Annotated in this window: 13 protein-coding genes; 9 read left to right on the top strand and 4 right to left on the bottom strand. The window is 69.7% G+C overall.

The genetic code is table 11. The annotated features are described in order from the left end of the window. Window positions 1-27 precede the first annotated feature (27 nt). Both B1H50_RS06045 and B1H50_RS06040 read right to left on the bottom strand, forming a co-directional pair. Entirely contained in the window at window positions 28-762 is a 735-nt protein-coding gene (locus B1H50_RS06045) for a glutamine amidotransferase-related protein (protein ID WP_080462880.1), read from the bottom strand. An 82-nt stretch (window positions 763-844) separates the two neighbouring features. Beyond that, window positions 845-1156, bottom strand: a complete 312-nt coding sequence (locus tag B1H50_RS06040; protein WP_095532497.1) for a DUF4190 domain-containing protein — start codon at window positions 1154-1156, stop codon at window positions 845-847. A 124-nt stretch (window positions 1157-1280) separates the two neighbouring features. On the opposite strand from B1H50_RS06040, the gene B1H50_RS06035 reads away from it, so the two are divergent. After that, entirely contained in the window at window positions 1281-2717 is a 1437-nt protein-coding gene (locus B1H50_RS06035) for a uracil-xanthine permease family protein (protein WP_080462879.1), read from the top strand. Window positions 2718-2824: 107 nt separating this feature from the next. Here the strand turns inward: B1H50_RS06035 and B1H50_RS06030 are convergent, their stop codons facing one another. Together B1H50_RS06030 and B1H50_RS06025 are read right to left on the bottom strand one after the other, a co-directional pair. Then, window positions 2825-3445, bottom strand: coding sequence for a LytR C-terminal domain-containing protein (locus B1H50_RS06030; protein ID WP_158082832.1), 621 nt, complete (start codon window positions 3443-3445; stop codon window positions 2825-2827). A gap of 85 nt (window positions 3446-3530) precedes the next feature. Then, entirely contained in the window at window positions 3531-3866 is a 336-nt protein-coding gene (locus tag B1H50_RS06025; RefSeq protein ID WP_080462877.1) for an antitoxin VapB, read from the bottom strand. Window positions 3867-4378: 512 nt separating this feature from the next. Here B1H50_RS06025 and dnaK point away from each other — a divergent pair. The 8 genes from dnaK to B1H50_RS05985 all read left to right on the top strand — a co-directional run bounded on the left by dnaK (window position 4379) and on the right by B1H50_RS05985 (window position 14032). After that, window positions 4379-6244, top strand: coding sequence for a molecular chaperone DnaK (gene dnaK / locus B1H50_RS06020; RefSeq protein WP_080462924.1), 1866 nt, complete (start codon window positions 4379-4381; stop codon window positions 6242-6244). Continuing rightward, window positions 6241-6885: a nucleotide exchange factor GrpE gene (locus B1H50_RS06015; protein ID WP_080462876.1), complete on the top strand. Its 645-nt coding sequence runs from the start codon at window positions 6241-6243 to the stop codon at window positions 6883-6885. Before dnaK ends, B1H50_RS06015 begins: the two co-directional genes overlap by 4 nt. 158 nt (window positions 6886-7043) lie before the next feature. After that, window positions 7044-8054: a DnaJ C-terminal domain-containing protein gene (locus B1H50_RS06010; protein ID WP_080462875.1), complete on the top strand. Its 1011-nt coding sequence runs from the start codon at window positions 7044-7046 to the stop codon at window positions 8052-8054. Further along, on the top strand, window positions 8051-8503 hold the full coding sequence (locus B1H50_RS06005) for a heat shock protein transcriptional repressor HspR (RefSeq protein WP_080462874.1): 453 nt from the start codon (window positions 8051-8053) through the stop codon (window positions 8501-8503). Before B1H50_RS06010 ends, B1H50_RS06005 begins: the two co-directional genes overlap by 4 nt. Before the next feature lie 170 nt (window positions 8504-8673). Continuing rightward, window positions 8674-9126 carry a hypothetical protein gene (locus B1H50_RS06000; RefSeq protein WP_143231765.1) on the top strand — a complete coding sequence of 151 codons (453 nt, stop codon included), beginning with the start codon at window positions 8674-8676 and terminating at the stop codon, window positions 9124-9126. A gap of 136 nt (window positions 9127-9262) precedes the next feature. Next, window positions 9263-12571, top strand: a complete 3309-nt coding sequence (gene lysX, locus B1H50_RS05995) for a bifunctional lysylphosphatidylglycerol synthetase/lysine--tRNA ligase LysX (protein WP_229657808.1) — start codon at window positions 9263-9265, stop codon at window positions 12569-12571. After that, window positions 12568-13197 carry a DUF998 domain-containing protein gene (locus B1H50_RS05990; protein WP_080462871.1) on the top strand — a complete coding sequence of 210 codons (630 nt, stop codon included), beginning with the start codon at window positions 12568-12570 and terminating at the stop codon, window positions 13195-13197. The genes lysX and B1H50_RS05990 overlap by 4 nt, the downstream gene beginning before the upstream one ends. After that, on the top strand, window positions 13190-14032 hold the full coding sequence (locus B1H50_RS05985; protein WP_080462870.1) for an alpha/beta fold hydrolase: 843 nt from the start codon (window positions 13190-13192) through the stop codon (window positions 14030-14032). The genes B1H50_RS05990 and B1H50_RS05985 overlap by 8 nt, the downstream gene beginning before the upstream one ends. The last annotated feature ends 130 nt before the right edge of the window (window positions 14033-14162 follow it).

Genomic DNA, 14162 nt, shown 5'->3' with positions numbered 1-14162 from the left:
CGCCTCCGGCCCGTGGGCGGCCGCCAGTCAGTCCCGGGCGAAGTGCTCGAAGAAGCGGGCGATGATCCGGCCCGCCACGTGCTCCCCGCCGCGCACGACGCGCAGGAGCTCGTCGACCTGCCCGGGATGCCCGTAGCCGGCGTCGGTGTAGATGCTTATGCGCTGGGCGAAGCGGTCGGCATCGAGCTCGGGATTGAACTGGGTGCCGTAGACCGAGGAGCCCACCCGGAGCATCTGCACGGGGCAGTCTGGGGAGGAGGCGAGCAGCACGGCGTGCTCGGGCACGCCCACGGCGCCCTCATGGTGCCCCACGAGCACGGTGAAGGAGGGCGGCATCCCCTCCAGGAGCGGGTCGTGGCGCCCCTCCTCGGTGAGGAACACCTCCGCTGTGCCCAGGGTCTGACCGAACTCGGCCGACGTGGCCGTGCCGAGGTGGGCGGCCAGGACTTCCAGGCCGAACCCGGTGGCCAGGACGGGAACCCCCTTGGTCAGGGCGACGGCGATCAACTCGCTCACCTGCTCCTCGATGCGCAGCTGGGAGCGGCTCTTGGAGGCCTCGGGCGTGGAGACGTTGTAGGGGCTTCCGCCGATGAGGACGCCGGAGACGTCCTCGGCGTTGAAGGAGCCGAGGAAGTCGACCTCCTCGAGCAGCACATGGGTCAGGTCCGCGCGATCGATCCGGCCCAGGGACAGGAAGGACTCGTACTCGTCCTCGGCGGCGCTGATCTCGGGACGCGTCGATACCATGATGAAGGGCTTCATGCGATCCACCCTAGGCCAGGCCTCGCTACGGGCAGATGTCATGGCCGCTGCCCGAACGGGCGGGGCCCGTGCTCGGGCGCGCTCATCCTGCGGTCGCCACGATGGCCACGAGGATCCACAGCTGGAGGACGGACGCCGTTGCCCCCACGACGATGGCCAGGCGCGCAAGCGTCCGGCCGGTGCCGTAGGAGCGCCGCAGCCGCCGGAGCGCCCAGATGCCCAGGCCCGCGGCGGCCAGCCCCACCAGGGGGATGAAGGAGAGGATCGCGCACAGGAGCGCCGCCGTGGCGACGCCGTCGGTGCGCACCGGGGGCGCCTGGTAGCCGGGTCCGGAGAGGATCTGCGTCGGATCGAGGGACTCGGTTCCCGGGAACGGGGCGCGCGGCGAGGCCATGGCAGTATCCTCACCCCGGCGGGCCGCCGCCCGCATCCTCTTGGCGGAGGAACCCGCGAGCGCCCCCGAACCCACGGGAGGCGACGCCGCTAGTCCTTCCCCAACCCGCGACAGGAGAAGCGCAGTGCCCTCATCGCCCCTATCGTCCTCATCCCCGCTCTTCCGGGGCTGGTCCCTCCATGGGGACGGACGATCCATCAGGCCCGGCGCCGTCGTCACCGCCTCGGAGCGCCTCTCATGGCCGCGCACCGTCGGCATCGGCATGCAGCACATCGTCGCCATGTTCGGCGCGACCTTCCTCGTGCCCCTCCTGACCGGCTTCGACCCGGCGACGACGCTGTTCTTCACCGGACTGGGCACTCTGCTGTTCCTCGTGGTGACCTCCGGGCGCCTGCCCTCCTACCTGGGATCCTCCTTCGCCCTCATCGCGCCGATCGCCGCCGTCACCGGCTTCGACGCCAAGAGCGGGGCGCCCCTCGACCAGGCCAGGGCCTCGCTCGCACAGGGCGGCATCATCATGGCGGGCGCCTCGCTGCTGCTCATCGGCGCCATCGTCCATGTTGCGGGCGTGACCTGGATCGATCGTCTCATGCCGCCGATCGTCACCGGCGCCATCGTCTCCCTCATCGGATTCAACCTGGCTCCCGCTGCCTGGAGCAATGTCAGGACCGCGCCGGTGACCGCCGTCGTCACCATCGTGGCGATCCTGCTCATCACCGTCCTGTTCAAGGGCATCATGGGGCGACTGGCGATCCTGCTGGGCGTGCTCGTGGGCTACGCCACCGCGATGGTCCGCGGCGAGGTGGACTACTCCGCCATCGACGCCGCCGGCTGGGTGGGCGCCCCGCACTTGCGCGCCCCCTCCTTCGACCTCAGCCTCATGGGCCTGTTCGTGCCGGTCGTGCTCGTCCTCATCGCTGAGAACATCGGCCACGTGAAGTCCGTCTCCGCGATGACCGGGGAGAACCTGGACGGCCTCACCGGTCGCGCCCTCATCTCCGACGGCCTGTCCACGATCCTGGCCGGGGCCGGCGGCGGCTCGGGAACCACCACCTACGCCGAGAACATCGGTGTCATGGCCGCCACCCGCGTCTACTCCACCGCCGCCTACGTCGTCGCCGCCATCGGCGCGCTGGGCCTGTCGATGCTGCCGAAGTTCGGCGCCCTCATCAACACGATTCCCGCAGGCGTGCTCGGCGGCGCTGCCACGATCCTCTACGGCATGATCGGCATGCTCGGCGTGCGCATCTGGGTGCAGAACCGCGTGGACTTCTCCGACCCGGTCAACCTCAACACCGCCGCCGTCGCGATGGTCGTGGCGATCGCCGACTACACTTGGGTCATCGGCGATATGACCTTCTCCGGGATCGCGCTGGGCTCCGGCGCCGCGATCGTCGTCTACCACTCCATGCGAGCCATCTCGAAGGCGCGGGGCACGAGCCTCGAGGAGGTCTCGCCCGCCTCCGCGCCCGCGGGCACCGAGTTGGAGGGCCCCGCCTACTCCCGGCGCAGCGTCAAGAAGCAGGCCACGACCCGCGCTGCCGGTCCGGGCCCCGAATAAGAGCTCCCCGGCCCCGTGCCATCAACGACTTCGCGCCGTCGTCCGCAGTAGTCCTGCGAGCGACGGCGCGAATCCGCTGGGGGCTGCTCGCGTGCGTGCGGAGCGGCTCAGTGGACGGTGGCCACCGGCTCCTCGGGGGCCACGGATGTGCAGGATGATGGCGCCTTGATCGACTCCCCGGCGGTGAGCTCGCCTATGGCATTGGGGGACATGAGGCCGGAGGTGTAGTCGGTGCCGATGATCACGGAGACCGAGGTGTCGGTGGGGTCCCGATTGGTGTCGAGCAGGACGATGACGATGCCGTTGAAGGCGCGCGCCAGGGAGTAGGCGTTGGTGAGCCCCGCGCGGGATGTGGAGATAGCGACATCGCCGTTGTAGTCGCCGTTGGGCCAGTCGGAGCGCTCGAGGATCGTCATGCCCGCCCGCTCCAGGGAGTCGCCGACGACGCCGGCCAGCCCCGCGTTCTGGGTGCCGTTGTAGACCCTGACCTGGATGGTGGTGAGGTCCACCGTGGTCGCCCCGGCGGGTGGGCAGGGCTGGGCGACGGAGGTCGCGGAGGCCTTGGGATCGGCTGAGAAGCCCGGGTCGTAGGAGGGGAGCAGCCCCGTGTGCACGCCGATGCTGGTCACGAGGACGATGGCGAGGGCAACCAGCACCGAGCCGATGACGACCTTCTGCCGGTGCTGAAGGTGTCGACGGTACTCAGATCGAGGGTCCGAAGCGCTCATGCTCCCCAGACTAATGGACCGGTGCCAGGAGCGCGGGCTGTGGCCCATGATAGTGGGTGGTCCGCTACGTGGCGCGGGGAGTCGATCAGGCCGGCGGGGGCGGTGCCAGGAGCGGGCGCCCTGAATCGTCGAGTTCCAGGATCCTGCCGTGGATGATGGTGCGCCCGTGGAGGGCCGCGCGCAGGGCACGGTGCAGGCCCGTCTCCAGGTAGAGGCCGCCGCGCCAGGACACGATATGTGCGAACAGATCCCCGTAGAAGGTGGAGTCCTCATCGAGCAGATCGCGCAGGTCGAGGGTGGCGCGAGTGGTGATGAGCTGGTCGAGCCGCACTTGGCGGGGGGCGATCGTCGCCCACACGCGTTGCTCCCTCGCCCCGTGATCGGGGTAGGGCGCGGACTCCCCCACGGCCTTGAAGATCACGGCCTCATGCTAGCGGTTGATCCGGGGGCGCGTTCGGCATGACAGGAGCCCGCGGCCCCGAGTGGCGATTCCCGGGGCCGCGGGCCCTTCGTTCATGAGGCTGATCGACTTCCCCCGGTTCCCATGACAGGGGAGGAGGCAGCCTCCTTCGTCGAAACGACCGGCGCGGGCTCCCTAGGACCCTTGCCGGCCTCGATGCCTCTCGGGTCAACGGGTTCCCCAACCCTCGCGTCGCGCATCGTCCGACGGTGAGGCCATTGAACCCATGTCACCTGAAAGAAACCTGAAGGCATGCCTGGGCGCGCCCGGGGTGCGGCGCGGCCCCGGCTCCATGGAGTGGCGGGCATCACTGGGGGGTGGGAATGCCTTGAGGTGCTCAGGGGTTGAGTCAGTCGGGCTCAAGACAAGCGGTTGGGAAGTTGACAATGACTGACTCAATCACAATCCTTGAGCGCATACGACTCAATCAGGGGCCCATGCCCCGCAAGCCCACGAGCATCAAGGAGCGCCACATGGCACGCGCCGTCGGAATCGACCTCGGAACCACCAACTCCGCCATCGCCGTCCTCGAGGGCGGCGAGCCCACCATCATCCCCAACGCCGAGGGCGGCCGCACCACGCCCTCCGTCGTCGCCTTCTCCAAGTCCGGTGAAGTCCTCGTCGGCGAGGTGGCCAAGCGCCAGGCGGTCACCAACGTCGACCGCACTATCTCCTCCGTCAAGCGCCACATGGGCACTGACTGGACCGTCGACATCGATGACAAGAAGTACACCGCCCAGGAGATCAGCGCCCGCATCCTGGCCAAGCTCAAGGCCGACGCCGAGGCCTACCTCGGTGAGAGCGTCACCAACGCCGTCATCACCGTCCCGGCCTACTTCAACGACGCCGAGCGCCAGGCCACCAAGGAGGCCGGCACCATCGCGGGCCTGACCGTCGACCGCATCGTCAACGAGCCCACCGCCGCGGCTCTCGCCTACGGCCTGGACAAGGGCAAGGAGGATGAGCTCATCCTCGTCTTCGACCTGGGTGGCGGCACCTTCGACGTCTCCCTGCTGGAGGTCGGCAAGGACGAGGATGGCTTCTCCACCATCCAGGTGCGCGCCACCAACGGTGACAACCGCCTGGGCGGCGACGACTGGGACGCCCGCATCGTCGACTGGCTCGTCAAGCGCGTCAAGGACTCCTCGGGGGTCGATCTGTCCAAGGACAAGATCGCTATGCAGCGCCTCAAGGACGCCGCCGAGCAGGCCAAGAAGGAGCTCTCCAGTGCGATGAGCACCAACATCAACCTGCAGTACCTGTCCATGAGCGAGGCCGGCCCGATCCACCTCGACGAGCGCCTCACCCGCGCCCAGTTCCAGGACATGACCGCGGACCTGCTTGAGCGCACCAAGATCCCCTTCCACAACGTCATCAAGGACGCCGGCGTCTCCCTGTCGGAGATCGACCATGTCGTCCTCGTCGGCGGCTCCACCCGCATGCCGGCCGTCTCCGACGTCGTGCGCGAGCTCACCGGAGGCAAGGAGCCCAACAAGGGCGTCAACCCGGACGAGGTCGTGGCGCTGGGCGCCTCCCTGCAGGCCGGTGTCATCCAGGGCGACCGCAAGGACGTCCTGCTCATCGACGTCACCCCGCTCAGCCTGGGCATCGAGACCAAGGGCGGCGTCATGACCAAGCTCATCGAGCGCAACACGGCCATCCCCACCAAGCGCTCGGAGACCTTCTCCACCGCCGAGGACAACCAGCCCTCCGTGCTCATCCAGGTCTACCAGGGCGAGCGTGAGTTCGCCCGCGACAACAAGCCGCTGGGCACCTTCGAGCTCACCGGCATCGCCCCGGCCCCCCGCAGCATCCCGCAGATCGAGGTCACCTTCGACATCGACGCCAACGGCATCGTCCACGTCTCCGCCAAGGACCGCGGCACCGGCAAGGAGCAGTCGATGACGATCTCCGGCGGCTCCGCGCTGCCCAAGGAGGACATCGACCGCATGGTCAAGGAGGCTGAGGCGCACGCCGCCGAGGACAAGAAGCGCCGCGAGGAGACTGAGACCCGCAACCTCGCTGAGCAGCAGGCCTACTCCATCGAGAAGCTCCTGAACGAGAACAAGGACAAGCTGCCGGCCGAGGTCCACGACGAGGTCAAGACCGCTGTCGACGATCTCAAGAAGGCCCTGGAGGGCACTGACGCCGAGGCGATCAAGACCGCCCAGGAGAAGCTGTCCAGCGTCTCCCAGAAGATCGGCGAGGCCCTCTACGCCTCCGAGCAGGCGGCCCAGGCCGACTCCGGCGCGGCGGGCGCTTCCGCCGGTGCCGCCGGTGCCTCGGCCGGCGATGAGGACATCGTCGACGCCGAGATCGTCGACGAGGAGTCCAAGTGAGTGCGGGCCCCAGCGCTTCCGAGGGCGACGGCGCGGACTGCGAGCCCATCGACCCGAGCCTCGCCGAGGCGGTCGAGTCCGCCTTCGACGGCGTCGACCTCGACACCGCCCCGAGTGGCACCGCCCAGGCGGCGGGTGATGACGAGGGCGCCGGGCGCCTCGAGCAGGAGGCGCAGGACCAGCCCGATCCCTTGGTCGAGGCCAGGGCCGAGAGCGCCCGCCTGACCGACGAGCTCGCCCGCGCCCGCGCGGACCTGTACAACCTCCAGCAGGAGTACCAGGGTTTCGTGCGCCGCTCTCGCGAATCGGTGGCGGCCTACCAGGAGGCCGGCGCCGCCGGCGTCGTCGAGGCCCTCATCCCGGTCCTCGACGAGGCCGAGCTCGCCCGCCAGCACGGCGACCTCACCGGTCCCTTCGAGACCACGGTCACCAAGCTCGAGACGATCCTGGGGGACAAGTTCGCCCTGGAGCGCTTCGGCGCTGTGGGCGAGACCTTCGACCCCACCATCCACGAGGCCCTCATGGCGGTGGAGTCCACCGAGGTCGACGAGCCGACGATCGCCCTCGTCCTCCAGCCCGGCTACCGTCTCGGCGAGCGGGTCGTGCGGCCCGCCCGCGTGCAGGTCTCCAACCCGGCCTGACCCAGCACCGCCGGGCGGGACTGGTGGCGTGGGCCCGGCCCGAACGGGCCCGCGCCACCAGCCGGGCCCCGCTCGCCCCGCCCGGCGGGGCGAGCGGGAACAAGTGCACAGCCGCAAGGAACGAACCAACGATCACCCCAGTGAGGAGGAGGTGACCCATGGCCAGCCAGGACTGGATGACCAAGGACTTCTACGCGGTCCTCGGCGTCGCCAAGGACGCCGACTCCGCGGCCATCAAGAAGGCCTACCGCAAGCTCGCCAAGCACTACCACCCCGATCGCAATCCCGACGACGCCGTCGCCGCAGAGCGCTTCAAGGAGGTCGGCGAGGCCTACGCGGTCCTGTCCGACGCCAAGGAGCGTGAGCAGTACGACGCTATCCGCAACATGACCGGCGGCGGTGCCCGGTTCACCGCCGGGGGCACCGGCGGCGGGGGCGGCTTCGAGGACATCCTTTCCTCCATGTTCGGCGGGGGCGGCAATGTCCGCTTCTCTGCCGGCGGCACCGAGCCCGACCTCGACGAGCTTCTGCGCATGTTCGGCGGTACGCCCAGCCCTACCCGGCGCAATGGCCGCCCTGGCGCCTTCAACTTCGGGGGCTTCGGCGGTGCGCCAGAGGCCACCAAGGGCTCCGACGTCATCACCAGCGCGACGCTGTCCCTGCGCGATGCCGTGGCCGGCGCCACTGTCGAGCTCACCGCGGACAAGCGCACCATGACCGTGCGCATCCCCGCCGGTGTCCATGACGGCCAGAGGATCCGCCTGGCCGGCAAGGGCCGCCCCGGCAACCACGGGGGGCCCAACGGGGACATGATCGTCACGATCTCCGTGGCCAAGCACCCCGTCTACTCCATCGATGGCGCCAACCTGCGCATGGACCTGCCCGTCTCGCTGGCCGAGGCCGCGCTCGGCGCCGACGTCGAGGTCCCGCTCCTCAACGGGTCCCACAAGAGGGTCCGCATCAAGCCGGGGACGCCCTCGGGGACCGTCCTGCGGATCCCCGGCGCGGGCATCGCCACCGCCAAGCACACGGGCGACCTGCTCGTCACCGTCGAGGTCGCCGTGCCGAAGAAGCTTTCGAAGAGCGCCAAGAAGGCCCTTCAGGACTTCGACGCCGCTATGGAGGGCACCGATCCGCGCGCCACGCTGAGGGCTGAGGCCGCAAGATGAACGCCCGGCGAGTCTCGCGCGCCACCGGCCAGAGCCTTGACTTTCTCGCCGAGGACGCGGCCGACCGCGCCGTCTACGTCATCTCCGTGGCTGCCGAGCTCGCCGGCATGCACCCCCAGACCCTGCGCCAGTACGATCGCCTCGGACTCGTTCGCCCTGCTCGGACCCCCGGGCGGGGGAGGCGCTACTCCCACCACGACGTCGAGCGGCTGCGCCGCATCCAGGCTCTCAGTCGGGAGGGCGTCAACCTGGAGGGCATCGCCCGCATCCTCGCCCTCGAGTCCCGCGTGGAGGGCCTGGAGGACGAGAATCGGCTCCTGCGCCTCCGGCAAGCCGCCTTCGAGAGGGTCTTCGCCGCGGCCGCCGACGGAGAGGTCCAGGTAGTCCCCTCCAGGGGAGGGCGCCCCATCCGGGTCGAGCGGCAGGTGCCGGGCGCTCTGGGCCGATGAGGCGCCGCCCTCGGGAGACGATCGTCCGCCCGGGAGGATTCCCGCCTCAGGAGAGGAGCCTCGTGCCCGTGTTCACAGGCGCTCCTCCCGGTGCTTTGCGGACCGTCATGCCCCGTCCTGCCGACGATCTTGTAGTCTGATGCGGTCCCCCATATCAAGGAGATCCCACGATGTCTCAGCCGATGACCCCCGGCCCGCCCTATCACCGGCAGTCAGCGCCCTCCGCTCCCGGTACCCCCGGCGGCTATCAGGCCCAGTACCAGCATCCCCAGCCGGCGCAGTACGCTCCGGGCCAGCAGATGCCCGGTCAGCCGGCCCCGGCCAGGCCCGCGGGCGACTCGATGCTCAGCGCCCTGTTCAACGGCTCCGTCGGTTTCGCGGGCAAGCACGCCCACCAGATCTTCCTTGTCGCGGCCCTGTGCTACGGGGGTGGCTGGCTGCTCGACGTCATCACCGGGCTGGCCATCACTGCGGGAATCGAATACGGGGCATCCGCGGCCTGGATGCGCTTCCTGTTCTCCACGCTCCTGGGCGACGGTGCCCGCGTCCTCGCCCAGCTCCTCCTGTTCCGCCTGATCCTGGAGATCGCGCGTCACCTATCCCTCAGGGGCCCACAGGATTGATCTGAGCGGGAGCTGACCATCGGGATCCCCTATGAGTGAGGGTGCCCCGTCTGCAACCCAGCGGTTGAGCGTTTCCTGAAGCGGTTCCTCCTCGTGGACGAGATGTCCGCTCCCCTCCTGAGAGAAGAATGCCCCCATGCCCTCCCATTTCCACCCCGCTCCCTCAGGAGGTAACGCCGTGACCAACCGCCCCGCTTTGGCCGTGCGCTTCCTGTCCCGCTACCTCTTCGCCGCCGGTGCGATCTCCCTGCTCTACAGCACGCCGCTGTTCTCCGTGCCGGTGGTCGGTGAGGCCATAGGCTTCATCCTCACGTGGCTCATCCCCCTGCCGATCGTCGACTGGGTCTCAGGAGTGCTCCTGCTCCTGCTGGGCTCGGGCATCGCCCGGCGCAAGCGCGCGGCGTGGATCATTATGGTCATCGGCCTGGGCTTCAGCCTGCTCGTCTTCTCCGGTCTGACCGCCTCCGTCTTCCTGGCCCCGGCCGAAGTCGTCGCCGAGGAGTCGGCTGATGTCGTCCTCGAGGGGGCTCCGGCTGATGTCGTCCTCGCCGAGGAGTCCCCCTGGATGCTCGTCGTCAACGTGCTCATCCTCGTGGCACTGCTCATCATCCTGTTGCTCCGACGGCGGGATTTCACGGTGCGCTCGCCGCGCGGCAATGGGGGGCGCGCCGTCCTGGTCCTGGTCGTGAGCTCCGTCATCGTCCTCCAGCTCGGTATCCTCGGCTCCTTCCTATACGGGGGATTCGGCATCAGGCAGGCCAAGAGATTCATTATCAAACTCCTCAGTGATCCCGATGCCTCATCGCCCGTGCCGGACTGGCTCTTCGCTCTTGTCGGTCTGGGGCTCGCTCTCAGCCTCCTCGCCGCCGTCGCGGTCATGCTGCGCTCCCAGCGCAGCGAGGCGCGCCTGAGCGTCGACGAGGAAATGCGGGTGCGCGAGCTCCTGGCCGCCAGCCCGAACGACTCTCTCGGCTACTTCGCCACCCGGCGGGACAAGTCGGTCTTCCTGCGCGAGCACGGCGGTGTCGTCTACCGAGTCGGCCTGGGTGTGGCTCTCGCCTCCGGCGATCCCCTTGGCGACCCCGCCGGCTGGTCTGCTTCCGCCCTGGCCTTCAAGCGCCATGCTGAGTCCTACGGCTGGGTGCCCGCCGTGATCGGCGCCTCCGAGGCCGGCGCCCGGGCCTACACCGAGGCTGGGCTGCACGCTCTGCGGCTGGGCGATGAGGCCGTGCTGTCCACCGCGAGTTTCGGCATCAACAACCTGCCGGAGGTGCGCCGTGCCGTGGTCAAGCTCACCGGGCTCGGATACACCACCCGCATCCGGCGCCACCGCTCCATCCCCGACTCCGAGCTGGAGCACTTATTCCGCCTGGCCGGGCACTGGCTCGACGGCGAGCCCGAGCGCGGCTTCTCCATGGCGTTGGGCCGCTTCGCCGACCCCTCCGACGGCGAGTGCCTCATGGTGGAGGCGCTCTTCCCCGAGGGCGATGAGCGTGGGGAGATCGCCGGCCTGCTGTCCTTCGCCCCCTGGGGCGCCGATGGCGTCAGCCTCGATCTCATGCGCCGCCATCCCCGGGTGGATAACGGCATCACCGAGCTCATGGTCGCCGCGCTCATGAACGACGGCCGCGAGCTCGGCATCCATCGCGTCTCCCTCAATTTCGCCGTGTTCCGCTCGGCTTTCACCGAGGGCTCCCGGATCGGTGCAGGCCCCATCCAGCGGCTGTGGCGGCGCGTCCTCCTGTTCGCCTCGAGATGGTGGCAGCTCGAGGCCCTCTACCGCTCCAACGCCAAGTACGACCCCGAATGGGTGCCGCGCCTCATCTGCTACCCCGAGCCCAGTGATTTCACCCGGGTCGCCGCGGCCATGGCCGTCGCGGAGGGCTTCGTCAACGTGCCCCGATGGCTCTGCCCCGTCCCCGATCAGGATCAGCGCAGTGCGGAGGAGTCCGCCCTCCTCCTCGCCACCACCGCCGGTTCGACCGTCGCTCGTCCGGCGCCCAAGCCCTCCGACCAGATCGTGGGCCGTGCTGCCGCGCGCGCGGCCATGCTTGCGGACGGCATCGATCCCTACCCCGCGTCGGTGACGGTTGACGCCGCCTGCGCCACCGCCGAGGGAACCTGCTCCGTGGCCGGGCGAGTGCTGACGATCCGCGATCACGGCGGTGTCATCTTCGCCACCCTGCGCGACGCCAGTGGCGACATTCAGATCCTCCTGGAGACCGAGCGCGTCGGCGACGAGGCCCTCGCCTCCTTCCGGCGCCTGGTGCGCGGCGGTGATCAGATCGCCGTCACCGGCACCATCGGGATGTCGCGCACGGGAACGCGCAGCCTGCTCGCCGTCTCCTGGATGATGACCTCCAAGGCGCTGCGCCCCCTGCCGGACAAGCGGCGGGGCATCCAGAACCCCGAGGCCAGGGTCCGCCTGCGCCATGTGGACCTCATCGTCAATCCGCGTCAGCGCGCCATGGTGCGGTCCCGCTCGGCCGCCATTCAGGCCGTGCGCTCCACACTGCTGGGGCGCGATTACCTGGAGGTCGAGACTCCGATCCTCCAACCCGTCCACGGCGGTGCCAACGCTCGCCCCTTCCGCACTCATATCAATGCCTATGACCTTGGGCTCTACCTGCGCATCGCCCCTGAGCTCTACCTCAAACGTCTCATGGTGGGCGGTCTGGAGAGGGTCTTCGAGATCGGGCGCAACTTCCGCAACGAGGGCGCGGATAGCACCCACAACCCCGAGTTCACGATGCTGGAGGCCTACCAGGCGCACGCCGACTACAACGTCATGAAGGACGTCATGCGGGACATGATCATCGCTGCCTCCCGGGCCGCCACCGGATCGACGATTGTGCGCGGCAGCGTCGACGGCGTCGAGCACGAGATCGATCTCGCCTCGCCCTGGCGAACCGTCACCATCGCCGAGGCCGTCTCCGCCGGGCTCGGCGAGGAGGTCGGTACTCAGACCTCGGTGGCCGAGCTGCGCCGCCACGCGCAGGGTGTCGGCATGCCCTACGACCCCAAGTGGGGGTGGGGGATGCTGATGCAGGAGCTCTACGAGCACCTGGCCGAGGGCACGACGGTGGAACCGACCTTCTTCTCCGACTTCCCGGCCGATACCTCGCCGCTGACCCGCCAGCATCGGCGCGACGCGAGGCTGGCCGAGCGCTGGGACCTCATCATCTTCGGCTCGGAGGTTGGCACCGCTTACTCCGAGCTCGTCGACCCCGTCATCCAGCGCGAGCGGCTTACTGCGCAGTCCCTGGCCGCCGCAGGGGGGGACTTGGAGGCAATGGAGCTCGATGAGTCGTTCCTCGCAGCCCTGGAGCAGGGCATGCCTCCCTCGGGCGGCCTGGGCATGGGCCTGGACCGGCTCGTCATGATGCTCACAGGCGCCTCTATCCGCGAGACTATCGCCTTCCCGCTGGTCAGGCCCGGACGATGAGCGGGCGGATCCTGGCGATCCTCGCCGTCGTCCTCTACAACACGTGGCTGGCCTGGCCCCTCAACGGCAGCCCCGACGCCCTCCTGGGATACGTCTCCGAGCTCGCCGCCGCCGACCAGCCCTTCCACGACTTCTTCCGCGCCGCCGACATCGCCGCCGCCGCCGTGTTCGCGGCGATCGCCCTCCTCGGCCGACGAGGCTGGGCGGGGTGGATCGGCGCCCGCTGGAGTCAGCGTCTCTGCCTCGCCCTGCTCGGGGTGGCGGTCGGCACGGCCCTCGATGCGATCTTCAACCTGCCCTGCGCCGAGAGCAGGGACCAGGCCTGCGCCGCCGTGCCGAGCATGGGACGGCGGCTGCACGAGGCGGCCTCTGTTTTCACCTCGACGGCGCAGGTCGCCATGATCGTCATCGTCGCCCTGGCGCTCGCTGCCTGCAGGGGGTGGAACCGGCGGGTCCGGCAGGTGGTCTGGCTGGCCGCGGTGGTGACCGTGCTGCTGCTCATCAGCGTGGCGGCTCCCTACGTGCTCCCAGGCGCGCAGGGACCCGTCCAGATCGTGCAGATCCTCCTGTGCTCGCTCTGGATCGCCCACCTGGCGTGGCGCCTGCCTCGGGAGCAGCATGACTGATGCGCAGCGCCGCTGGGAGGGCCGGATCGCCGAGCACGCCGTCCACCGCCGCCCGGGATCCGGACCTGCCGTGCTCTTCCTCAACGGGTGCGGCATGGCCTCGGTGGCATGGGAGACCGTGGTCAAGGCCCTGCCGGGGCGCGCCATCATCGCCGTCGACCGTCCCGGACGATGCGGCGGCTCCGTCAATGAGGGTGCTCCCGACCTCCTCAGCGGGACACGGATCCTGGCCCGGATCATCGATGGCGATGAGCCGGTGATCATCGTGGCCCACTCCATGTCCTCCTTCCAGGCCGAGGCCCTGGCGCGTCTGCGCCCGGATGCGGTGGCGGGGATCGTGCTCGCCGACCCGGCAGTGGAGGTGGGTGTCCGCATCGGCCATCTGCGCCGCGCAGCGGCAAAGGCGCTGGCCGGCGCGGTGGGCGCCGCCCTCCGCCTCGACCCGCTGCGCGGCGCGGCAGCCGCCGTGGTCCGGTTCGGGATGCGGCGGGAGACCTCGCACCCGGAAGCGGTAGACGACCCGCTGTGGCGCGCCTGCCATGAAACTCGCGAGGCCTTGTCCGCCGCTGCCGCCGAGCTCGCGTCCTACAGCGCTCAGGCAGCCGATCTGACCGCGCTGCGCGATGAGCGGGGCGGGCCCGTGGCGGCCCCTGTGATCGTCCTGGAGGGCATGCCCTTCCATTCCGGCTACCAGGAGCAGGCTCTCGATACGGTCTTCTCCCGCTTGGAGATCCGGCGACTGCCGCAATCGCGGCACCTGATGATGCTCGACGCCCCCGAGGCGATCGTCCGTGCCATCAACGACTTGAGCGAGGGCGCCGTCCCCGCGCCGTGACGCGACGGCACGCGGCGAGCCTCTCGCACTACCGCACTGCACGTGTGGGGCCCCACGCGCATGGCGTGGGGCCCCACACGACGGCGGCCGGGATGCCGGGCTCGTCGGAGCGAGCGCGGCGCAGCAGCGC

It is taken from the genome of Actinomyces gaoshouyii, from assembly GCF_002072175.1.
In the GTDB taxonomy this organism is placed as follows: Bacteria; Actinomycetota; Actinomycetes; order Actinomycetales; family Actinomycetaceae; genus Actinomyces; species Actinomyces gaoshouyii.
This window is presented reverse-complemented; position numbering and strand designations above follow the sequence as displayed.